At 41.8% G+C, this 22,459-nt stretch carries 19 protein-coding genes and 1 pseudogene; 2 read left to right on the plus strand and 18 right to left on the minus strand.

Annotation, left to right across the window (positions count from 1 at the left end; all coding sequences use genetic code 11):
- Positions 1–83 precede the first annotated feature (83 nt).
- The 15 genes and pseudogenes from carB to H7T98_RS02220 form a co-directional block, all read right to left on the minus strand.
- Positions 84–3,263 carry a carbamoyl-phosphate synthase large subunit gene (gene carB / locus H7T98_RS02150; protein WP_201061151.1) on the minus strand — a complete coding sequence of 1,060 codons (3,180 nt, stop codon included), beginning with the start codon at positions 3,261–3,263 and terminating at the stop codon, positions 84–86.
- Between the two features lie 230 nt (positions 3,264–3,493).
- Entirely contained in the window at positions 3,494–4,582 is a 1,089-nt protein-coding gene (locus H7T98_RS02155) for a carbamoyl phosphate synthase small subunit (protein WP_014634037.1), read from the minus strand.
- Positions 4,583–4,743: 161 nt separating this feature from the next.
- Positions 4,744–5,670 carry an aspartate carbamoyltransferase catalytic subunit gene (locus H7T98_RS02160; protein WP_183136244.1) on the minus strand — a complete coding sequence of 309 codons (927 nt, stop codon included), beginning with the start codon at positions 5,668–5,670 and terminating at the stop codon, positions 4,744–4,746.
- Positions 5,671–5,694: 24 nt separating this feature from the next.
- On the minus strand, positions 5,695–6,972 hold the full coding sequence (locus H7T98_RS02165; RefSeq protein WP_201061153.1) for a uracil-xanthine permease family protein: 1,278 nt from the start codon (positions 6,970–6,972) through the stop codon (positions 5,695–5,697).
- 303 nt (positions 6,973–7,275) lie between these two features.
- Complete coding sequence (gene pyrR / locus H7T98_RS02170) at positions 7,276–7,797, minus strand: bifunctional pyr operon transcriptional regulator/uracil phosphoribosyltransferase PyrR (RefSeq protein ID WP_002886175.1); 522 nt, start codon at positions 7,795–7,797, stop codon at positions 7,276–7,278.
- A gap of 220 nt (positions 7,798–8,017) precedes the next feature.
- Positions 8,018–8,908 carry an RluA family pseudouridine synthase gene (locus tag H7T98_RS02175; RefSeq protein ID WP_201061155.1) on the minus strand — a complete coding sequence of 297 codons (891 nt, stop codon included), beginning with the start codon at positions 8,906–8,908 and terminating at the stop codon, positions 8,018–8,020.
- Positions 8,892–9,353 (minus strand): signal peptidase II, encoded by a 462-nt coding sequence (gene lspA, locus H7T98_RS02180; RefSeq protein ID WP_201061157.1) that lies wholly within the window; start codon positions 9,351–9,353, stop codon positions 8,892–8,894. Before lspA ends, H7T98_RS02175 begins: the two co-directional genes overlap by 17 nt.
- Before the next feature lie 8 nt (positions 9,354–9,361).
- On the minus strand, positions 9,362–10,267 hold the full coding sequence (locus H7T98_RS02185) for a LysR family transcriptional regulator (protein ID WP_004183016.1): 906 nt from the start codon (positions 10,265–10,267) through the stop codon (positions 9,362–9,364).
- A 115-nt stretch (positions 10,268–10,382) separates the two neighbouring features.
- On the minus strand, positions 10,383–11,621 hold the full coding sequence (locus H7T98_RS02190; protein WP_201061159.1) for a CD20-like domain-containing protein: 1,239 nt from the start codon (positions 11,619–11,621) through the stop codon (positions 10,383–10,385).
- Between the two features lie 328 nt (positions 11,622–11,949).
- Positions 11,950–12,528, minus strand: coding sequence for a hypothetical protein (locus tag H7T98_RS02195; RefSeq protein ID WP_201061161.1), 579 nt, complete (start codon positions 12,526–12,528; stop codon positions 11,950–11,952).
- On the minus strand, positions 12,521–13,261 hold the full coding sequence (locus H7T98_RS02200) for an ABC transporter (RefSeq protein WP_201061163.1): 741 nt from the start codon (positions 13,259–13,261) through the stop codon (positions 12,521–12,523). The genes H7T98_RS02195 and H7T98_RS02200 overlap by 8 nt, the downstream gene beginning before the upstream one ends.
- Complete coding sequence (locus H7T98_RS02205; RefSeq protein WP_038675501.1) at positions 13,258–14,151, minus strand: ABC transporter ATP-binding protein; 894 nt, start codon at positions 14,149–14,151, stop codon at positions 13,258–13,260. Before H7T98_RS02205 ends, H7T98_RS02200 begins: the two co-directional genes overlap by 4 nt.
- 76 nt (positions 14,152–14,227) lie before the next feature.
- A pseudogene (locus H7T98_RS10255) lies at positions 14,228–14,341 on the minus strand (TIGR01741 family protein); the annotation flags it as partial.
- A 79-nt stretch (positions 14,342–14,420) separates the two neighbouring features.
- Entirely contained in the window at positions 14,421–14,927 is a 507-nt protein-coding gene (locus H7T98_RS10165; RefSeq protein ID WP_260319148.1) for a hypothetical protein, read from the minus strand.
- Between the two features lie 334 nt (positions 14,928–15,261).
- Positions 15,262–16,614, minus strand: a complete 1,353-nt coding sequence (locus H7T98_RS02220; RefSeq protein ID WP_201042670.1) for a hypothetical protein — start codon at positions 16,612–16,614, stop codon at positions 15,262–15,264.
- Positions 16,615–16,903: 289 nt separating this feature from the next.
- Here H7T98_RS02220 and H7T98_RS02225 point away from each other — a divergent pair, with 289 nt between their 5' ends.
- Positions 16,904–17,662: a peptidylprolyl isomerase gene (locus H7T98_RS02225; protein WP_175061671.1), complete on the plus strand. Its 759-nt coding sequence runs from the start codon at positions 16,904–16,906 to the stop codon at positions 17,660–17,662.
- A gap of 36 nt (positions 17,663–17,698) precedes the next feature.
- On the opposite strand, the gene H7T98_RS02230 is transcribed toward H7T98_RS02225, so the two are convergent.
- Positions 17,699–19,600: a beta-glucoside-specific PTS transporter subunit IIABC gene (locus tag H7T98_RS02230; RefSeq protein ID WP_175061670.1), complete on the minus strand. Its 1,902-nt coding sequence runs from the start codon at positions 19,598–19,600 to the stop codon at positions 17,699–17,701.
- A 305-nt stretch (positions 19,601–19,905) separates the two neighbouring features.
- Between H7T98_RS02230 and H7T98_RS02235 the strand changes: the two genes are divergently transcribed.
- Positions 19,906–20,541 (plus strand): nucleotidyltransferase, encoded by a 636-nt coding sequence (locus H7T98_RS02235; RefSeq protein WP_201061167.1) that lies wholly within the window; start codon positions 19,906–19,908, stop codon positions 20,539–20,541.
- A 71-nt stretch (positions 20,542–20,612) separates the two neighbouring features.
- Here the strand turns inward: H7T98_RS02235 and H7T98_RS02240 are convergent, their stop codons facing one another.
- Positions 20,613–22,004, minus strand: coding sequence for an amino acid permease (locus tag H7T98_RS02240; RefSeq protein WP_201061169.1), 1,392 nt, complete (start codon positions 22,002–22,004; stop codon positions 20,613–20,615).
- A gap of 168 nt (positions 22,005–22,172) precedes the next feature.
- On the minus strand, positions 22,173–22,430 hold the full coding sequence (locus H7T98_RS02245; protein ID WP_002886085.1) for a DUF896 family protein: 258 nt from the start codon (positions 22,428–22,430) through the stop codon (positions 22,173–22,175).
- Between the last annotated feature and the right edge of the window lie 29 nt (positions 22,431–22,459).

Consider the following 22,459-nt stretch of genomic DNA (forward strand, 5'->3'; position numbering starts at 1 on the left):
CCGCCATCACCCAAGAAAAGTCTCAAAAGAAAACTGTGCCTTCAATAAAAAAGCCCCAGCAATGCTGAGACTCTGTTTTAAAATTAGATAGCTTCTGTGGTAAAGCTACGGCTTTCAAGCACACGCACCATGGCATCTGCTGTATCAAGCGCTGTGAAGAGTGGGATTCCTGCTTCAATAGCTGAGCTACGGATTGCTGCTCCATCTTCGTCATAAGTACGTTTGTTACCAACCGTATTGATAATAGCTTGCGCTTTACCTGTACGAACAAGGGCTGGAATGTCGTTGTCGTCATTTTCACCTAATTTGTTAACAAGCGTTGCGTGAACTCCATGTTCATTCAAGAACTTAGCTGTTCCTTCAGTGGCGTAGATACCGTAACCGATAGCATCGAAACGACGAGCCAAATCAAGGGCTTCTTCTTTCGTATCATCATGAATAGTAAAGATGACATTACCAAAGGTTGGCAAGTGGAGGTAAGAAGCTTCAAAGGCTTTATAGAGGGCTTTTTCAAGAGTCGCATCTGTACCCATAACTTCACCAGTTGATTTCATTTCAGGTCCAAGGAGACTATCTACCTTAGCCAATTTTGTGAATGAGAAGACTGGTGCTTTAACATGGACATGCTTGCTTTCTGGGTAAAGACCATCTTTGTAACCTTGTTCAGCCAATGATTTACCAAGAATCAAGTTTGTAGCAACTTGTGCCATTGGGATATCAGTCACTTTAGACAAGAATGGTACCGTACGGCTGGCACGTGGGTTAACCTCGATAACATAGACAGTTTCGTCCTTAATAACGAACTGAATGTTCATCATACCAATACAGTTAAGACCGATAGCCAAGCGTTTAGTGTAATCAGCGATAGTCTCTTGGATTTTCTTAGAGAGAGTTTGTGGAGGGTAAACTGCCATTGAGTCCCCTGAGTGAACCCCTGCACGTTCGATGTGTTCCATAATACCTGGAATCAAGACATCCTTACCATCAGAGATGGCATCCACTTCACACTCACGTCCAATGATATAGCTATCAACAAGGACTGGATGGTCCGGACTTGCCTTAACGGCTGTACGCATGTAAGAACGAAGGTCATCTTCATTTTCAACGATTTCCATGGCACGTCCACCCAAAACGTATGATGGACGAACAAGAACTGGGAAGCCAATCTTACGAGCTGCTTCAACCGCTTCTTCTTCATTTGTCGCTGTTTGTCCTGGTGGTTGTGGGATATCGAGGTCTTTAAGGGCTTGTTCAAAAAGGTCACGGTCTTCGGCACGGTCAAGGTCAGCAACCTGTGTACCCAAGATTTTCACACCAGCTTTAGACAATGGCTCTGCCAAGTTAATGGCTGTTTGACCACCAAACTGAACCACGACACCTTTAGGTTGTTCCAATTCGATAACGTTCATCACGTCTTCGAAGGTCAATGGTTCGAAGTAAAGTTTATCTGAAACTGAGAAGTCTGTTGAAACCGTCTCAGGGTTAGAGTTCATGATGATGGCTTCGTAACCTGCAGCCTGGATAGCTTTCACAGAGTGAACTGTCGCATAGTCGAACTCAACCCCTTGTCCGATACGGATAGGTCCTGAACCAAGAACGATGACAGATTCTTTATCAGATTTGATTGATTCATTTTCCCACTCGTAAGTTGAGTAGAAATATGGTGTTGATGACTCGAACTCAGCCGCACAGGTATCAACCATCTTGTAAACAGGAACAATGTTATTTTCCAAACGTGTCGCACGAACTTGGTCAGCTGTTTGATTCCAAAGATCAGCAATCTTACGATCAGAGAAACCGTTACGTTTAGCTTCTTTCAAAACATCAACATCGCCTACGTGAGTAGCCAATTCTTGTTCCAATTCGAAGATATGGAGCAATTTGTCGAGGAAGAAGATATCAATCTTAGTCAACTCTGACAATTCTTCAATAGTATAACCACGACGGATGGCTTCAGAAAGGTAGAAGAGACGGTCGTCTTGAGCTTTGACAATCTTTTCAACCAAGGCGTCGTCTGTGACGTCCGCAAGTTCAGGCATTTCATTGTGGTAAACACCGATTTCAAGTGAACGGCAGGCTTTAAGAAGTGACTCTTCGATGTTACGACCGATAGCCATAACTTCACCTGTTGCTTTCATTTGAGTACCAAGACGACGTTCACCGTGTTCAAATTTATCAAATGGGAAACGTGGAATCTTAGCAACCACATAGTCAAGAGCTGGTTCAAACATGGCATAAGTTGTACCAGTGACTGGGTTAATCATTTCATCAAGTGTCAAACCAACAGCGATCTTGGCTGCCAATTTGGCGATTGGGTAACCAGTTGCTTTTGAGGCAAGGGCTGATGAACGTGATACACGTGGGTTTACTTCGATAACATAGTACTTGAAGCTATGTGGGTCAAGAGCCAACTGTACGTTACAGCCACCCTCAATTTTAAGAGCACGGATAATCTTCAAGCTAGCATCACGAAGCATTTGGTTTTCAATATCTGACAAGGTTTGCGTTGGGGCAAATACGATTGAGTCCCCTGTGTGGATACCAACTGGGTCAAAGTTTTCCATGTTACATACCACAAGAGCATTGTCTGCGGCATCACGCATAACTTCATATTCTATTTCCTTGAAACCAGCGATAGAACGTTCAATCAAACATTGTGTTACTGGTGACAATTTCAAGCCATTTTCAGCGATTTCACGAAGTTCCTCTTCGTTGGCACACATACCACCACCAGTACCACCAAGGGTAAAGGCAGGACGCACGATAACTGGGTAACCAATTTCTGTCGCAAAGGCAACTGCTTCTTCAACCGTATTGACGATTTCAGATTCTGGAATAGGTTGTTCCAAATCTTCCATCAATTGTTTGAAGAGGTCACGGTCTTCGGCTTGGTCAATGGCAGACAATTTTGTTCCCAAAAGCTCTACTCCAAGCTCTTCAAGAATACCAGCTTTTGACAATTCCATTGCCATGTTCAAACCAGTTTGTCCCCCAAGTGTTGGCAAGAGAGCATCAGGACGCTCTTTACGAAGAATACGTGTAACAAATTCAAGCGTAATTGGTTCAATGTAAACCTTATCTGCGATTTCTTTATCAGTCATGATTGTCGCAGGGTTAGAGTTGACAAGGACAACACTGTAACCTTCTTCTTTCAAGGCCAAGCAGGCTTGCGTACCAGCGTAGTCGAACTCAGCAGCCTGACCAATGATGATAGGACCAGACCCGATAACCATAATTTTTTTAATATCAGAACGTTTAGGCATAATTTATGATACAAAGCCCGTTAAGGACCCAGTGAAAATAGGAAACGTGACGACGACGCCCAAGCGTCTAGTCACCGTTTATCTTTTTCACACAGTCCTTAGGGCGTGTTCACTTCCGTGAACCTGTATCTTCTCCTTTCTATTTGACAACTCTCTGGTTGTCATTAAATAAGGTAGTAGACTGGGGAGAACAAGAGTCACACCCCACTATAGTCACTAGACAGTTGCAATTAACGACGTGCTTTTTCAGCTTGGAAAGCATCAATCAATTCCAAGAACTCATCAAAGAGATAGCTAGCATCGTGTGGACCAGGTGCTGCATCTGGGTGGAATTGCACTGAGAATGCAGGGAAGTCACGGTGACGAACACCTTCAACTGACTTATCGTTAATTTCTTCGTGTGTTACCATGAGGCAATCTGGAAGTGACTCACGGTCAATGGCATAACCATGGTTTTGGCTGGTGAAATCAACACGACCAGTCGCAATTTCACGAACCGCATGGTTAAATCCACGGTGACCAAACTTCATCTTGTAGGCCTTGGCACCATTCGCCAAACTAAACAATTGGTGACCCATACAAATACCAAAAATTGGAATTTTACCTTGGATGCCACGAATCATATCAAGTGCATACGGTACATCTTCAGGGTTACCTGGACCATTTGACAACATCACACCATCTGGATTAAGGTGGAGAATTTCTTCAGCAGTGATATCATGTGGCACAACAGTCACGTTACAATCACGTTTTGAAAACTCACGCAAGATAGAGTGCTTGAGACCAAAGTCAACCAAAACGATATTTTTACCAACACCTGGTGCTGGGTAGGCTGTCTTAGTTGATACCTGCTCAATATTGTTGGTTGGCAAAACAGTCGCACGCAATTGGTCTTGCAAGTGCTCGATACTGTCACCAGGGTTGGCCAAAGTGGCTTTCATGGTACCGTGTTGACGGATAATCTTAGTCAAGGCACGTGTATCAATACCAGAGATACCAGGGATGTTTTTCGCTTTCAAAAACTCATCCAAGGTCATTTGGTTACGCCAGTTGCTGGCACGACGGCTAGCCTCTGACACAACGACACCCTTAGTCGTTGGCTTAATTGACTCATAGTCGTCACGGTTAACACCATAGTTACCAACAAGTGGATAAGTAAAAGTCAAAATTTGACCATTGTAAGACTGGTCTGTGATAGATTCTTGATAACCTGTCATACCAGTATTAAAGACGATTTCACCCGTCACATCCACATCAGCACCGAAGGCCTGACCTTCAAAAATAGTGCCGTCTTCCAAAATAAGTAAACGTTTTGCCATTATAGTAAATTGTTCCTTTCACTAAGATACAAGGGCGTTAAAATCTGAATGAAAATCAAATCTGACAGAGAGGCTCTAGCCTCTAGGAAGATATGTCTCTTTTCAAAGATTTAGCCCATGTTCTTTTTCGTCTGATTCTCTCAGGAATCGGTTAACGTTGTTTACGCTTTGCCATTTAAAATAGCTTCAATAATTGCCATACGGACAAAGACCCCGTTTTGCATCTGAGCAACGATACGAGCCTTAGGCGCCTCAACCAGACTATCAGCAATCTCCACATCACGATTAACCGGAGCAGGGTGCATGATAATCGCCTGATCAGCTAACTTGGCATAACGTTCTTCAGTCAAACCATAGAGAGCATGGTAGTCTTCTTTTGAAAATCCTTTGTCATCCCCATGACGCTCGTGCTGAACACGAAGCAACATGAGAACATCCAAGTCCTCAATGACGTCGTCAATGGCCACATGCTGACCATAAACATCAAACTCATTCGAGTACCACTCTGCCGGACCAGCAAAATAAAGCTGAGCTCCCAAACGCTTGAGAATCTGCATATTTGACTTAGCGACACGCGAATGCGTAATGTCACCTGCAATACAAATCTTAAGATTTTCAAAGGTTCCGAACTCTTCGTAAATGGTCATCAAGTCAAGCAAACACTGACTTGGGTGTTGCCCTGAACCATCACCACCATTGACAATAGAGGTCTGAATAGTTCTACTATCAATCAACTGCTTGTAATAATCGACTTCCGAGTGGCGGACCACACAGATGTCAACGCCCAAAGCAGACATGGTTAAGATCGTATCATAGAGGGTCTCACCCTTGTTCACCGAGCTAGTTCCAGCATCGAACTCAATCACATCCAAGCCTAGTTTTTTCTCAGCCACTTCGAAGGACTTGTGCGTTCGTGTTGAATTTTCAAAAAAGAGATTGGCAGTGAAATACTGTCGATCCAGCTGGAAATCAGCTCTGCCATTTTTAAAATCTCCACCTCGACGAATCAGGCCTAAGACCTCTTCATTCGTGAGGGTTTCCATTGTCACCAAATGTTTCAGTGACACTTTTCCATCTGCAATCGCCATAGTTTTTCCTTTTAAATTGATTGACTAATCTTTGCTACCTTTTTTAGGATCTGGCAAGATTTGATAGAGCAAGATACCAAGAATGGTTGAACTTGCCACACCCGTGATTTGAAGACCACCAAGGTCAATCATCAAACCACCGATACCAGATACCAAGATAACACTAGCAATCAAGAGATTCTTTTTATTATCAAAATCAATCTTATGTTCAACTAAAATTTTCAAACCGCTAGCAGCGATAACTCCAAAGAGGGCAATAGATAATCCGCCCAATACAGGAGTTGGAATAGAATGCAAGAGTGCTGATAGCTTACCAATAAAGCTCATCAAGACCGCAATCACTGCTGCGCCCGCAATAACGTAAACTGAGTAGACCTTACTGAGGGCCATAACCCCAATATTTTCACCATAAGAAGTTACCGGAGGAGCTCCAAAGAAACCAGCGATAATCTGTGCCAAACCATCACCAGTAAGGGTGTGGTCAAGTCCTGGATCTTTGAAGTAATCACGCTCAGTCAAACTGTTTAGAACCATGACGTGACCAAAGTGTTCAGTCATCGTCACAAAGGCAATCGGAGCCATGGTCAAAATCGCACTTGGGTAGAGCTTAAAGCTATAATCCACAAATGGAATGTCAAAGTTTGGAACTTGAATCCAATGTGCCGCAGCTACCTCTGAGAAATTGATAAAACTATGTCCTGTCAGCAAACCAAGAACCGCTGAGAAAATATAGCCCACAACTAAACCAAGCAAAATTGGGATAACACCGACAATCTTCTTGCCATACATGTTAAAGAGGATAACCGCAAAGAGGGTGACCATCGAAATCAATAGAGCATAGATACTATAGCTTTTATTTAAAGTTGTCGCATCATTGACTGCATTGGCTGCAAGGTTCAAACCAATCACCACGATAATGGGACCAACCACGATTGGTGGAAGGACCTTATCAATCCAGTCTTTACCCGCATACTTAACAATCAGAGCCACAAGCAAGTAAACCAAACCACCTGCCATGGCACCTTGAGCCACCGCTGCAATTCCATCCGTCTTCATAAGTGTCTGCATAGCCGCAATATAGGCAAAGCTAGACCCCATGTAAGCTGGAATTTTGTACTTGGTCACCGTCAAGTGAGCCAAAGTTCCCAAACCAGATGAGAAAAGAGCAATAGCGGGATCAATCCCAACCAAAATCGGCACAAGCACCGTCGCACCAAACATGGCAAACAAGTGCTGGAATGACAAACCAACCAATAAACCAGGTTTTGGCATATCATTCACATCATATTTTACGTTATTCACGATATCAAAGGACTCCTTAAATTAAGATACAAAGGGACGTTTTAGCGTAGCTAAACATTTCTGTAGAAAAATAGGAAGTCGACAAGGCACTCCAAAGAGTGCTAGGAGACTTATCTTTTTTCCTAAGAAATGAGTCCCGTGTTCAATTAACAAGATACAAAGCCCGTATAAAGCCTAAAGCAAAAATAGGAAATATAATGACGGAGCGCCAGCTCCTAAGAATATTTATCTTTTTTGCACAAGGCTTAGGGCGCGTTCAATTAACAAGATACGAAGGGCGTTTCATACTATCTGTCAGCCAACTTAGCTTGGATCGATAATGTTGACACTATCTTTACCATCAACTTCTGCGACCAAAACTTCGATTTCTTCTGACTCACTAGTTGGGATATTTTTACCAACATAGTCCGCACGGATTGGCAATTCACGGTGACCACGGTCAACCAAAACAGCCAAACCAACACGCGCCGGACGTCCATGGCTAACGATATTGTCAATAGCTGCACGGATAGTACGACCTGTGTAAAGCACATCGTCCACAAGGATAACATCTGTTCCATCAATTTCAATAGGGAAAACAGATGTGTCTTGTTCAGCCTTAACATCATCACGGAAAGCCTTAGTATCAAGCTCAATCAATGGCACATCAAGGTTTTCCAACTGTTTCAAGCGCTCTTGGATACGCTGAGCAATATAAACACCACGTGTCTTAATACCAGCCAAGACAATCTTGTCGAGATTTTTGTTACGCTCAATAATCTCATAAGTGATACGTGTAATGGCACGTTTCATGGTTACGTCATCGACGATCTCTTTTTTCTTCATAAAAAGAACCTTTCTAAATACAAAAAAATCCCCTCGAAAACAAGGAGATACACAAAAATATGAGTACAGTTCACCCGTACACTTCTCATGGCTCCTTGCCTGCCTCTCTGGACAGTGATTAAAGGACTTATTTAATTAGGTAAATTATAGCAAATTTCAGACTCTTTTACAAGAAAAAAACGGACGCCTCTCCCAAGAAAGACTATCCGTTTAATAACTGTTAAGCTTCTCTCAGCTTCTCCAAGGTTTCCTTGAAAATAGCAGGTTCTTCCGCTGTAAATTCGACCAATTCTCCAGTCGTAGGATGCGTGAAACCAAGGGTCTTGGCATGTAGAAATTGGCCATGGCCCTTGAGGGTCTTGCGTGGCCCATAAAGAGGATCTCCCGCCACTGGGTGACCGATATAAGCCATGTGCACACGAATCTGGTGCGTGCGACCTGTTTCCAGTTGCAACTCTACCAAGGTATAGTTGCCAAAACGTTCAAGAACGGTAAATCGTGTAACTGCAGGTTTTCCTTTAGCTGTAACCGCCTGCTTCTTGCGGTCCTTGTCTGAGCGCCCAATCGGAGCCTCAATCACGCCTCGATCGTTAGGCAGATTGCCATGCACGATAGCCACATACTTACGAAGGGACTTCTTATCCTTAAGCTCCGCCGCCAAAGCATTGTGGGCCTTATCATTCTTAGCGATCATAAGGAGACCTGACGTGTCCTTATCGATACGGTGGACAATTCCTGGACGAACCACACCATTGATAGAAGAGAGGTCCTTGACATGATACATCAGGGCATTGACCAAGGTACCAGACGTGTGACCAGCTGAGGGATGGACCACCATACCTTGAGGTTTGTTGACCACTGCCACATCCGCATCTTCGTAGATAATATCCAAAGGAATATCCTCAGCCTTGTACTCCAAGACCTCTTCTTCTGGCAATTCATAGGTAATGACATCACCCTCTTTAACCGCATACTTGGCCTTTGCCGACTTACCATTAACCAAGACTGTCCCAGCCTTGATTGCTTCATTGGCCTGACTACGTGACAATTCTGTCAAATCTGCCAAAGCCTTGTCCAGACGGTTTCCCGCCTCTTTAATGATGACTTTCATTTTCCTCTTTCCATAAGATTAAAATCAAGAGCAGCACGCCCACCGTTAGATAGGAGTCTGCCACGTTAAATATCGCAAAATCAATAAAATCAAGCTGAACCATATCAACCACGTAACCCAAGTGCAGACGGTCAATAAAGTTACCAATACCACCTGAGATAATCAACACCAAAGATAGCACCAGCCAAAGACTCTTCTGATAATTCTTAACCAGATAAACCAGAGCCGCACCAATCACTAGAACCGTCAAAATCACAAAGAAATATTTCTGATCCTGTAAAATCGAAAAGGCAGCACCACGGTTCTGTAGATAGGTCAAGCTGAAAAATCCAGGAATAGCCTTGATAACTTGGTTAAGGGCAATATTTGCCACAACCCAATGCTTGACCCACTGATCCAAACCAATCAGAGCTAGAATAGCCAAAGGAATCGCAACCTTACGCATAAATCCTCCTATGGTTTGTATGTATCAAAGTAGTCAAACATAACATTGACAAACTTGAGAGCACAAGACGACAAGTTAATCCCCTTACGACGGACATAAACCATCTTGTTATCCAAATTATCCTCAAGCGGAATCACCGTAATCCCATTCACACTTTGTGCATCCAAGAAGCCAGACCCCGTCGCATAAGCATCCGTACGTTCCAAGATACCGTTCAAAGTCGCACGGTCTGTCACGTTAAACATAAGAGACGAATCTGACGTATCCACAAAGTTCTCAGAATAGTAAAGGTACTCGTCCTTCTCCTGAGTGAAACGCACCGTAGGCAAGGCCGCCAAGTCCTCCATGACCAGACTTTCTTTTTTAGCCAGAGGATGCCCCTTACGGAGATAAATGTGCGTCTTAAACGGAATCAAATCAATAGCCTCAAGCCCAAGCTTGTCCATATTTTGCTGGATTCCCTTGCTATTTTGACGATTCAAATAGATAATCCCAATCTCACTGTGTCCCTTGGCTACCTCATCCAAAATCTGAATGGTCGTAGACTCAAAGATACGGAAATCCTTGTAATCAGGGTAACGCTCTGAAAAAGTCGTAATCAAAGGTGGCAAAAAGTCATAGTGCTGGCTGGCAATCGAATACTGGTTACCCTTTTCAGAAGCATTGAGATAGCGATTTTCAAAACTATCAAAACTGCGTACCACCTCAAGCGCACGCTCATAAAAGGTCATACCCTGACTGGTCAAGACAGCCCCCGTCGTTGTACGGGTGAAAATTTGAAAATTCAGCTCCTGCTCCAAATCCTTGATAGCCACTGATAGGCTAGGCTGGCTCACAAAGAGCTTGCTGGCTGCCTCACGGAAGGTTCCGCTGTTGGCAATGGCTACGACATAACGTAGTTGTTGTATGTTCATCTGTGACACTTCTTTCTTGAAAAATCAATCAATTTTATTATACCAGATTTTATCCTCTTTTGTTGATACTAAAAAGCCCAGGCAACCCTGAGCTTGAATGACTAACAAAGTAGTCCTATTCGTCTGATTTATCTGTCAAGAAGTACTCGTTTTCACGTTTGTCATAGTCGAAGGTCAAACGAACAGTATCTACCTTACCATTTTCTGGATTATAATCACGGTAGCTAAGACTCACTGACTGAGTGAGATCGCCCTGTTCAGTTTGTGTCATTTCATGATAAGTGAAGCTAGCCTCTGGGTGTTTTTCAACCACTTCAGAAAGTCGTGTCCCCTTAAGCAAATCAGCTTGTGTACCTACAGCCAACTTTTCATAGTCATCTTTTGTCCAGTTGCTATGATAGTCATCGACTTCTTTGACCTTATCATAGTCGAAGGTTGCTGAGGCAGATTTCAAAACATAGACACCGTCTTTTATCTCAAAAGTCAAACGAACATAGTTGTTTCCATCTGTATTTTCTTTTCTATAGGTAAGATCTAGTAAATCTGGTTTATCTTCCTCGTAAGCATCACTATACTCGGCATCAGTCGCCTTACCGTGAGCATCCAAGACCTCGTCCAATGTCAAAGTACCAACCTTCAACTCCTTAAACTGATCCTCAGTCCAGTCAAACTTATAATTCTCATCAATGTACTGATAAGCTCTGTTGCGACCGTCACTTTGGAACTGTTCAGCATGGTTCATGACATATTTCACCGCTTGATAACCTGCTCCAGCAAGCGAAGTCATAAAGAAGATGATTGACATGACTAGGGCAATAATAGATAGTGCCTTGCGTGTCGATTTCAGACTCAAAACCAAAGTCACAATAGCCAAAATGATAAGGAAGAAAGCAAGGAAGGTAAAGACAAAACCGATAGGAAGTGTCCAAGACAAAATGACAAATAGAATCCCCAAAACTAGAATAATGATTGGCAAAGCAATATTAACAAAAGCATTGTTCTTGGTTACTTTTGGCTTGTAATAAGGGTTTTCCAAAGGTATCTGACTTGTCTTTGGGGTTTCTTTTTCTTGCTCTTTCTCCATATTCAACTCAGGCATTGGCTTAGGAGCTTCCTCCTCTAATGCCACCTGAGCTTCGTCTAGTTGCGTATCTGCTACTGAGTCAGCAGACACCTCTTCAGTAGCTTCAGAGCTATCCACCTGCTGAGCCTCAACCTGCTCAGACACTTGGACAGTTGATTCCTCCGAAGCGATGACAAAGCCCTCTTTCTTAGCTTCCATAAACTCCTCAGGACTTGGTTTACGACCATTGACGTCCTCAAAGTGACGCACCCATTCTTCTCTAGTTGCCATAGCTGACTCCTTTATCTCTTTTTCTTTATTTTATCATACTTTAATCTGGTCTTATGAAAATAAGGTCGGATATAAGAGATAATTTTTTTAGACTGCCTTAGGTGCTTAAGTGACAAGCTATCTCATAGAAAATGGATGAAAGTCGAAAAAAAACTGCATCCTAAAGTTTGATTTTCTCTGTCACACTTTTTGGGGCAGTTCACTTCTAGTGAATTATAGTATTTTCACTGTCCACTGTAAGTGGGAGTATATCACCTTCACCGTCTCAGAGGATAGGAATTAAAAGAAGATTTCAATAGAAAAAGGACTCTGCATTGAAAAAGAATCCTTAATTTCTTATAATCCCATCAAATAATTTCTTCAAATTCCCAAAACTCACCACTGGAAAGACGAGTCCTGAGTAGAATAAGAGCACGGTGTTTAGAAAATCTACCAAGACTGAAATTCGTTGGAAGCGGATAGTCAGTCGAATCATGACAAGATAATAGCCGAGGAAAATCAGGAAACCAATCAGTACCACGAACAGTCCTTGGAAACTGATGACCTTCAAAGAAAAGCGAGTTGGTAAACCCTGATGAATCAAAAGCAGAGCAATCCAGAAGATCAAAGACAACCAAACAAAGTAAATCACTGCTCGTTGCAGGTAAATTCTATACACTGATTGCAAAGCATACTGGGTGCCAAAAGATTGCCCAGACCGAATCTCGTACTCCAACTCTTCATTACCCAAGGAGACCACATGGGTCAAGATGAAATAATAATAGAAATAGGACAACTGAAAGTCAGAATTTCCCCTCAAAAGGCTATAAAAACCAAGAATGAAAATGACGTGGTAGAGGGTGTCAAACAGGGTATCCGCCCAGCGTCTCCTGCGAAAGAGATAAAATCGCTTCACTTCATTATACATGGAACAAACTTCCCTTCTTTTTGGCATAGGTCAAACAAGTTTGAAAGCACAAGTAACCCAAGAGCCAGTAAATCAAACCGTATCCCAGTAATAATAAAAGAACGAACCAACTTGGCTGGCGGATAAAACTCACCAAGAGATGGAAAGGCAAGAAACGAGTTAAAGTAGCAATCAAATGACTCGATTGTTCCTGAAAACCAACCAAAAAGAGAATCCCGTAAGCAAGGAGGCTAGTAATACTGGAAATTTTTGTAAAGACAAAGGAAAAACTGGCAAAGAGAAAGCCTAGACCATAAAGGGACGCAATAACCACAAAGGACAGAAGAAAGGTAACAAATGTATCGACCCAGTCAGTAGGAAAGGCAATCTGCTGAACCAAGGCAACCAAGCAAAACAAAGGAATGGCCTTGACCAAGTCCAACAAAATCTGTACGATAATTTTGATAAAAAGCATGCCAAATATGCTCCGCCGACTCTGAATCACGTTGATAACGGTGCGGTCTGCAATCTCATCCTCGATAAAATAGGTTGGATGGGTGATACTGTGGCTAGAAAAATACCAAGTAAAAAGCAAGATAAACAGCTCAAAAGTATCTTGCTGGCTGTCAAAATAGGTCAGAAAACCCGTAATTAGAAAGAAAATTCCCAGATTGGCAAAGAGAAGATTGACTTTGAACTGTTTGTATTCACTGAGTTGGCGACTAAACTCTCGCCCAATAGCTGCTAGCATCATTTGAGCACCTCATAAAGCAAATCTTCCAAAGAGGCAGGTTCTCGGGTGAACTGCAAGACTTCTGTTTCTTCCAGCAATAGCCGATAAAGGTCTGGATTTCTGGTCTCTACCGAAATCCCACCGTCAAGCACCTTGTAGTCCAGCTCAGGGAATCTTTGTTTCAGTACACTTTCTGCACTCTTATCTAACAGCAAGTGATAGACTTCATGCTGGTGGACATTGCCAAAAATCTCTTCAAAGGTTCCTTCACGATAAAGCCGCCCCTCCTGAATTACCACCACCCGAGTGCTGACCTTCTCGATAAAACTAGCATCATGACTGGTGATAAAAATACTGGCTTGATGGTGACGAGCATAATCCTGCAAAAGAGTCATCAGCTGTTTTTTTGCTAGCAAATCTAGCCCATTGGTCGGCTCATCCAAACAGAGTACTTTCGGTTTTTGCACCAAGGCTAAGATTAAGGTCAATTTTTGACGGTTGCCCTGGGACAGTTCTGAAACCAGCGTGTCCTTATAAGGGGTAAAAGCCAGCTGGTCACACAAGACATCCACCTCTGCCTTGATATGAGACAAGGCAATCCCATTCAAGCTTAGAAAATATTGGAGATTCTCCATAGCTGTCAAATAACTGTACAACCCCTGCCCGCTCTCCAAGACAAACTTGACCAGCGAGTGGATTTTCTTGGAGCGATTAGAAACGTCATAGACACGAACCTCGCCCTTATCCTGCAAAAAAATCCCTGCCAAGAGCTTGATAAAAGTCGACTTACCGGCACCATTGCCACCAACGATGGAGAAGATTTCACCTGAATCTGCTTGAAAATCAGGAATGTCTAACACCAACTTCTTGTGAAAACTCTTTTGAACTTGTGAAAATGTTATGTTAGTCATTTAAGATTACCCCTTGATTTGGAAGATTCCCTTTAATTTGTTCAATTATTTTTTCAATATCTATAATTTCAGTATTATTAGGAAAATTATATTGCTTTGGAATATAGAGATTGTAGATATACTCATTTTTCCCCTCTTCATTAACACTCTGAGCAATCTCACGAATTTTTTCATTAATTTGTTTTTCCATTTTATCCTCCAATACGGTTTAAAATTGTTTTAACTTCAAGCATTTTGCCAGCAATTTCATACATTACTTTAACCACAACTTAGCCCTGTATCCTCCTATACTCCTTCGACTTCTCTCCATACCAATCCTTAGCTGAGTAGCCAAACTGCTCTCTATATTGCTCAGAGTATTTGAAGAGGTAATAACCTCGTAGCAAATCAATGGAAAAGACATAAGTCGCAAAGACAAATATGGCAGGTATAATAGGCATCAACACCGCATCAATGCTCCCTCTAGTATCACTTCCAGTGGAGCGGTCAAAGAGCACAAGGGCACCTGTAATCCCGGTTCCACCTAAAAAGACTAAACCATCCGAAATCTTTTCAGTCACAAGTGCTACCATGGGGCTAAACTCTGTCTGATTTTGAACAGCTTCTTTCAGTTTACGGGGAACCGTTCGAATCAAGTAATAAATGGAAAGAAGAAACATAGCTCCCGATAGTATACTGACAATATTTCGTCGTGTCATCATCATTATTCCGGCACATACTGTAAAGATAGCGAGTAAGACTACCATGTAAAAGTAGGTGCAAAATTTTAGTTTCATCGGGCTTCTTCTGTTCTTAATTGAAAAGAAAAGATAGACCAAATACATGACTACATAGAAAAGAATGATTGGCCACTGAATCCAAGAAAATGTTGGATTTTGATCAAGCGTCAATCCTTTTATAAACATGGGTGTGATAATAGAGAAGAAATAAATAACAATTGAAGTGATAAACAAGCCAATAAATCGTTTCCAGCTTCCTTTTTGATTGAGCTTTTCTACGGTCTCCTTAGTGACAAGAGACTGACTTTGCTCGAATGTATAATTTAAAAATCTCAATAGTTTTCTCCTTTTATCAAGAAAAAACAGGAAGGTTTCCCCTCCTGTTCCTTAATTAATCCTCGCCATCTGGACCTGATTTATAAGTAAGGTAGAACGTATCGTCATCTTCTTTGGTATCAAATGACAAGTAAACACTCTTGAGTTTACCATCTCCAGCCTCATAGTCACTATAAGAAATGCTCATTTCTTTTTTGAATTCACCTTGACGAGATGTTGAGATTGTGTATTCTGCACTTGAAGCTTTAGGGTGATCCTTAACGATATCTTCAAGTTTCGTACCGTTTGATGGATCAGTGTAATCACCCTTAGTGAGAGCATCAAACTGTTCTTTTGTCCAATCAGCTTTGTAAGAGCGATCAACTTCTACCTTATCTTGAGGGAATCTACCTGAAGCATATGACAAGATAAATGTACCGTCATATTGTTTCTTAAAGTTTAGGTAAACACTTTCACCATAGTCTTTACCAGAGTAATTCAACTTCATCTCATCGCCAGAGATTTGTGCATCAGAAGCCTTACCATAAGTCTTGATGATAGACTTAACGGTATCCTTACCTGCTTTCAACTTCTTGAACTTAGATTCATTCCAATCAAATTTAGCATTTTTGTCAATGTAGTCGTTGACATCAGTACTGTCACCTTTTGAATCAGATTTAGAATCTGATTTTGAATCTGATTTTGAATCGCTGTCATCATCTTTTTTGTCATCATCATCTTTATCAGCAACTTTTGATGTCTTGCTTGAGCTTGTGTTGTCACTAGCGTTTTGAGAGATTTGGAAAATCAAACCACCAATAGAAACAAAGAGCATGAGACCAGCAACACCTGTTGCGATGATTGAAAGCAATTTCTTGCTTGATTTAAGGCTAAAGACAAGTGAAACAACTGCCACTGCAACTGCGAGAACTGTCAAGATGATAAAGAACCAAGCAGGACTTACGAACCATGCCAAGATTGCAAAGATTACTGAAAGTGCAATCGCAACGATTGGCAAGATAAGATTGAAGAGAGGTTTATCTGCTGAGCCAGCTGCTGCTGGATTAGGAACTGTTCCAAATCCTTGAGCTGAAGAGATAGGTGCCTTTTCAAACATGCTTGAATCAAACTGTGGGGTTGGCTGTTGCACAGGTACTTCTGAGAAAGCTTCTGCACCAACTGGTGATTCACTGCTTGCTTGTTCTGCGACAGCATCTTCAGCTGTTTCAGCCACATCTGCGATGTCATCTTGTTCTGTGACTTTTTCAGTAGCGACAGGTTCATTAGCTGGTGCTTCTACAGATGCTGTTTGAGCAGTCAAAGCGCTAGTATCAAAGTCAGCTGCTTTAGCATCCAAAAATTCTTGGGGGCTAGGCTTACGCCCATGTACCGACTCAAAGAGTTCAGCCCATTCTGCTTTAGTTGACATAAAAATCTCCTTTTTTCAAGAAATCCAAACAAGAGGTCCCTTCAGCTTAGCAAAGTTTTCTATAGTTAGGATTTAGACACCTATCTCTGATAAGAGCAAGTAGCATGCGTCCTTCCAAAAGTCAGCCCTCACCTTTTAGCCTGAGGCAACCTTTTTCCTATATCTAGTCCCATTGTTCATCTTCTTGTTGATAATCCCATTCTACCATATTTAAAGACCTCTGTTAACCGTTTCCCAAAAGGTTTTTTTCTGCTACAATAGTAGGTATAATGCACCAAAGGAGTTATATATGAAAAACATTAAAAAGTACATTCCATTAATTATTGTACTTGTTATCGCAGGCCTAGGTTTTGCCTTTCGTGAGAACATCGCACGCGCCGTTCGTGGAGATGCTTATGTTGATAATAAGATATTCACTAAACAATTAGAAAAAGCCCAAAAATCTGGAAAAGATGCCTTTCCACAGTTGTCTGACAAGGTCGGTAAGGACGAAGCTGAAGTTATTCTCCATACTTCAAAGGGTGATATCACAGTCAAACTCTTCCCTACACTTGCTCCAAAGGCTTCTGAAAACTTCTTGAAACATGCCAAGGACAAATACTACGATGGTCTTACCTTCCACCGTGTCATCAAGGACTTCATGATTCAAAGTGGTGACCCTAAGGGTGACGGTACTGGTGGAGAATCTATCTGGAAGAAAGGTTTCGCTGTTGAGCCTACACCATTCCTATACAACATCCGTGGCGCACTTGCTATGGCTAATACCGGTGCTAAAGAGTCAAACGGCAGCCAATTCTACATTGTTCAAAACAAGGATGATCAAAGCAAACAGCTAGGAAATGCTGGCTATCCAAAACCTATCATTGACGCCTACAAAAAAGGTGGTTACCCAGCTGGTGATACCAAATATACCGTCTTTGGTCAAGTCATCAAAGGCATGGATGTCGTTGATACTATTGCTAACCTTGAAGTTGATGACAATAGCAAACCAAAAGAAAATGTAACGGTCAATTCCGTTGAAGTCGTTAAAGACTACAAATTCAAATAAACAAAAATCCGAGAAGCTGATTCTCGGATTTCTTTTTTATTTAACAGCGGTGAGGAGATAATCACCAGTGTTAACACGAGCTTCTTTAGTTGTTAAGACATCATCAAAGTCAGCTGTATTGGTTACAATGACTGGTGTGATAACTGGTAATTTAGCGTCTCGGATAGTTGCTAGGTCAAATTCTATAAGTTTTTGACCCGCTTCTACGACATCCCCTGCTTCTACATAGGTCTTGAACCCTTTTCCAGCAAGAGAAACAGTATCCATACCAATATGGATGAGAAGTTCTGCACCATTTTCAGTTGTCAAACCAATCGCATGACCAGTAGGAAAGACTAAATTCACCGTTGCCTTAGTTGGTGCGACCACTACCCCATCAGTAGGATCAATAGCGATACCTTTACCCATAGCTCCTGAAGCAAAGACTTGGTCAGGCACTTGGTCAAGTGGTACGACATTCCCGATGAGTGGGCTTGCAATAATTTTTTGTTGCATTTCTTTAGGAGCAGGTGCAGCTTCCTCAGCTTTTTCTTCAACCTTAGCTGCTCCACCACCGTATAGATTTGGTACTCGTACAAAGAGTTGGATAAGAAAGGCAAGAACACCACCCACAATGGCAATGATAATGGCAATGATAACTTTAGAAAGATTACCGTCAGGTCCAATAAGGCTTGGGAAGACAAAGACACCCAGACCACCTATTGAATACGTCTTAATATCTAGGGCCATCATGGCAGCCCCCATAAGTCCTGAAACACCACATGAAATGTAGAATGGCGTTTTCATTGGAAGGGTTACCCCATAGATAGCAGGTTCTGTAACCCCAAAAATAGATGAAATGAAGGCTGGCATAGAGATGGTACGGACTTTTTCTTCTCTCGTTTTAAGCATGATAGCTCCCAACACACCTGTTTGCGTGAAACATGGAAGGATAGCCGCTGAAAGAATAGTAGAACTTCCGTTTGTTGCCACATCTAAGATAGCAAGAGGAACAAGCGCCCAGTGCATTCCGAACATAACCAAGACTTGCCACAAAATACCAAGTATAAGACCAAAGACAATCGGACTAAAATTCATGATTGCTTGGAAAAGGCTTGTCAATCCATCAGAGAAAGTATTGGCAACTGGTCCTACCACCAAGAATGTTAATGGGACAGTAATGAGTAATGTAAAGAAAGGCACTACGAAGACTTTAATGACATCTGGAGTAATCTTGGTAAAGAATTTTTGAATGTATGAAGCCACCCAAACGGCCAAGATAGAAGGCATTACAGTTGAGAGATAGCCACCTGCAGGAAGCGCAAATGGAATAACTCCTAGAACATGACCTTGACCAGCTTTCTGAAGAGCAGTCACCAGCGTAGCAATATCAGGATAAACAAGTGCCGCTGCAATCGCAATAGCTGTAAACTCATTAACCTTGAAACGACGAGCAGATGTCAAAGCAATTAAGATTGGCAAGAACTGGAAGAAACCATCTCCTGCTGCATTAAAGATGACATACATAGGACTCGTTGCAGCTGACAAGCCACAAGCTGCCATGATAGCAACTATCCCTTTGATAATCCCCGCTGCAGCTAAAGGTCCAAGGAAAGGTTGGAAAATACTTGAAACCAAAGATACAAAGCGGTCAAAGAGATTCCCTTTAGGCGCATCACCTTCATCAATATCAAGACTACCACCTGCTGGAAGACCGCCAACTTGGAGAACCTCCGCATAAACATCAGGGACATGGTTACCGATAACCACCTGATATTGACCACCTGCCTTAACAACAGTAACAACACCGTCACGGTTCTTAAGGTAGTCATCATCTGCTTTAGACTCATCTTTCAAATCAAAGCGCAAACGTGTCACACAATGTTTTAAGCTATTGACATTTTGCTTACCACCAACGTGTTTGAGAATGTCTTCAGCTAATTCAGTATATTTAGCCATAAGGGCTCCTTTCTTTTCTAGGATTTTAGTTCTTTCGAGGCTTTTTCAACGAAAAAAACCTAAATAAATACCAAGAACCAATTAGGATGAGTATACACTACTCCCATTAGTTTTTCGTATTTATCTAGGTTTTGCCTGCTGACCAGTAACAATCCTTTTGCTATGGTTATATAATATCAGAGTTCAAATATTTTTGCAAACCCTTACAAAAATATTTTTTGTTTTTTGAGGTAAAATCTTGACCAAGATAATAAGTCATGATAAACTATTGTTAGTTTATAAACTAACAGAAAGAGAGTTACACGATGAAAACAAGTGCAATTATTGAATTTAAAGATACATACGCTAGCATGGAATGCCACGAGCTTGGTTACCAAACCAAGGAAACTGCCTTAGCTATTATTTCTCCTACTGGACATATTCTATCAAGTACACCGCTTTTCAGAAAGGTATATGGTTCAAATACTGCTCACATCGACCAACTTCCTTTCAATATAGATAACCTCAGTATCACAGCAAGAGGTCTTAGTAAAAAGGCTAAAGCCAACTTGGAAGATTGGATTGCCCATACTATAATTCTTCCAATGGACTATGATAAGTCCTTTACTAAGCATCAAGAACTTTTGCATCTCTTAGCAGAGTCACCTATCGTTGAGTCTGTCCAAGCTTTAACTTATAAGACAGTTAAGATTCATTTTTCCGAAACACTCAATGATGAACATATTCGCCAACTGCAAGGTTTTATTCTCGCTCAAGCAGGCATCTATAGCTATATTGGGACATCTACAGTCTCAGACCGAAATGCCCACCAGGCTCTTGAATGGGCTAAACTTGATGTTAATGGTCGTTCGCACAACGATCACAAGCCTGCTATTTTCCATCGTAGTAAGGGCCTCTTAAGTGGTTTCTTTCACCATGGAAGCCAAGAAAGTATTGCATAGATAATAATTGGGACACCTTGTATCCTTTTTTTGACAACAAAAAACTCACCATAAAGGTGAGCTAAATTGATTTATTTACTGTGTTTCCAGTTACTATAGATACTAAATACGACAATCCAGATGGCTGCCCCAATAGCTCCGACAACTGTTGACTTTTGCAAGAAGAGACAAACAAAGACGAAGATGAAGAAAAGGATAGTCAATGGATTAAGAATCTTATAGGCTGGCATAAGGAAGCCATCTGCCATAAACTCTTGAGACTTACGGTACTTGAGATGAGCAAGCATGGTCAAAATATAGATGGCAATGTAGACACCTGATGAAGATGCGGTAATCAAAGCGAAGGCGTCAGATACACCGGGTAAGACGTTGATGAAGGCTGAAACACATACTACAATGGCTGAAACAATGATAGCACGTGAAGGAATACCATTGCGGGCCAAGGTATCAAGTTTCAAAGCTTTCATAACCTTACTGTTTGGTGTTTCCCTAGCAATTTGGAAAAGGTGACGACCTGTAGAATAAAGCGTTGAGTTCAATGATGAAGCCGCTGCTGTCAAAACAACAAAGTTAATGAAAGCCGCTGCCCACTTGATACCAGCCATTTGGAAGACCGTTACGAAGGGTGATTCATTAACTGGAAGTTTTTGCCATGGGAAGATAGCCATGATGGCAATGAGGGCACCCACATAGAAAATGACAATACGAATCGGAATTTCCTTAATTGCCTTTGGTAAAACCTTACGTGGATTTGCTGTCTCAGATGTTGTAATCCCTACAAATTCGATGGCTTGGTAGGCAAAGAAGACCATTTGGAAGGTCATGACAAAGCTCACCCAACCTTTAGGGAACATCTGGAAACCTTGTGTGATATTGTTAAGACTAGCATGTCCAGCTGGCGTTTCAAAGTTAGTTGCCACCATAAATATCCCTGTAGCTATCAAGGCAAGAATGGTGACAATCTTGATCATCCCAAACCAAAACTCAACTTCCCCGAAGATCTTAACCGCAATCAAGTTAACCGAACTTAGGATAATCAAGAAGACAATCTGAATCTGCCAGGCAGGCCAACTTGGGAACCAATATTGCACATAGGTTGATACTGCCGTAATTTCTGCCATCCCGAGGAATATCAGTGATACCCAGTAAGACCAACCCGAGAAGAATCCCCAGCCCTTACCAAGGTATTTGGTAATAAAGTTGATAAAGGTGTGCTGGTCAGGATCCATATAGAGCATCTCACCGATCGCTCGCATCATAAGATACATGAAGATACCAGTTAGTATATATACTAAGATGATTGAAGGTCCTGTTAGGGAGAGAGAACGCCCTGCCCCGAGGAAGAGACCTGTACCGATTGTACCAGCGATGGCAATCAGCTGGACGTGACGGTTTTGAAGACCACGCACCATCCCATTCTCAGTCTGGTTGTCGTCGTCTTTATGATGTTGCTTTTGCGACATTTTTTTCACTCCAATTCTATTGAGCACGACTCATTGAATCATGCCATTTTTTAACATAACTTATATTTTACCATTTTTGAAATAATTGGTCAATTTTATACAGAATATTCAGAATTTTATACTTCAAAACAAGGGCTTGGAAAAATTCCAAACCCTTGTACATCGTTATTATGATTCAGGATCATCGAGGCTACGGCCATGCAAACCTTTTTCACGTTGTACTTGACGTAGTTTTTCAGGTGTCACATCGTTACCTTCTTCGTCAACCACTTTAATTCCTTCGATATGGTGACGAACTGAGCGACGGTAACCTTCAATGTATTCTTCACGAAGTTTTGCTTGCTCCACTTCTTCTTCTGGAGTCAAACCTTCGGTTTTTTTCTTTTTAGCAAGCTCATTGATACGAGCGATTTTTTCAGGTGTCATAATAAAACCTACTTCCTACCTGTTACCAG

The sequence above is a fragment of the Streptococcus sp. 23.2 genome, from assembly GCF_016648665.1.
In the GTDB taxonomy this organism is placed as follows: domain Bacteria; phylum Bacillota; class Bacilli; order Lactobacillales; family Streptococcaceae; genus Streptococcus; species Streptococcus salivarius_E.

What these genes read in the sequence shown, in the direction of transcription:
- H7T98_RS02245 (WP_002886085.1), bottom strand. Translation starts at nt 22,430, where the DNA reads ATGACACCTGAAAAAATCGCTCGTATCAATGAGCTTGCTAAAAAGAAA.
- H7T98_RS02205 (WP_038675501.1), bottom strand. Translation starts at nt 14,151, where the DNA reads ATGACTAACATAACATTTTCACAAGTTCAAAAGAGTTTTCACAAGAAG.
- H7T98_RS02185 (WP_004183016.1), bottom strand. Translation starts at nt 10,267, where the DNA reads ATGAACATACAACAACTACGTTATGTCGTAGCCATTGCCAACAGCGGA.
- lspA (WP_201061157.1), bottom strand. Translation starts at nt 9,353, where the DNA reads ATGCGTAAGGTTGCGATTCCTTTGGCTATTCTAGCTCTGATTGGTTTG.
- pyrR (WP_002886175.1), bottom strand. Translation starts at nt 7,797, where the DNA reads ATGAAGAAAAAAGAGATCGTCGATGACGTAACCATGAAACGTGCCATT.
- H7T98_RS02235 (WP_201061167.1), top strand. Translation starts at nt 19,906, where the DNA reads ATGAAAACAAGTGCAATTATTGAATTTAAAGATACATACGCTAGCATG.
- H7T98_RS02175 (WP_201061155.1), bottom strand. Translation starts at nt 8,908, where the DNA reads ATGAAAGTCATCATTAAAGAGGCGGGAAACCGTCTGGACAAGGCTTTG.
- H7T98_RS02240 (WP_201061169.1), bottom strand. Translation starts at nt 22,004, where the DNA reads ATGTCGCAAAAGCAACATCATAAAGACGACGACAACCAGACTGAGAAT.
- H7T98_RS10165 (WP_260319148.1), bottom strand. Translation starts at nt 14,927, where the DNA reads ATGAAACTAAAATTTTGCACCTACTTTTACATGGTAGTCTTACTCGCT.
- H7T98_RS02200 (WP_201061163.1), bottom strand. Translation starts at nt 13,261, where the DNA reads ATGATGCTAGCAGCTATTGGGCGAGAGTTTAGTCGCCAACTCAGTGAA.
- carB (WP_201061151.1), bottom strand. Translation starts at nt 3,263, where the DNA reads ATGCCTAAACGTTCTGATATTAAAAAAATTATGGTTATCGGGTCTGGT.
- H7T98_RS02190 (WP_201061159.1), bottom strand. Translation starts at nt 11,621, where the DNA reads ATGGCAACTAGAGAAGAATGGGTGCGTCACTTTGAGGACGTCAATGGT.
- H7T98_RS02160 (WP_183136244.1), bottom strand. Translation starts at nt 5,670, where the DNA reads ATGGCGATTGCAGATGGAAAAGTGTCACTGAAACATTTGGTGACAATG.
- H7T98_RS02225 (WP_175061671.1), top strand. Translation starts at nt 16,904, where the DNA reads ATGAAAAACATTAAAAAGTACATTCCATTAATTATTGTACTTGTTATC.
- H7T98_RS02230 (WP_175061670.1), bottom strand. Translation starts at nt 19,600, where the DNA reads ATGGCTAAATATACTGAATTAGCTGAAGACATTCTCAAACACGTTGGT.
- H7T98_RS02155 (WP_014634037.1), bottom strand. Translation starts at nt 4,582, where the DNA reads ATGGCAAAACGTTTACTTATTTTGGAAGACGGCACTATTTTTGAAGGT.
- H7T98_RS02195 (WP_201061161.1), bottom strand. Translation starts at nt 12,528, where the DNA reads ATGTATAATGAAGTGAAGCGATTTTATCTCTTTCGCAGGAGACGCTGG.
- H7T98_RS02220 (WP_201042670.1), bottom strand. Translation starts at nt 16,614, where the DNA reads ATGTCAACTAAAGCAGAATGGGCTGAACTCTTTGAGTCGGTACATGGG.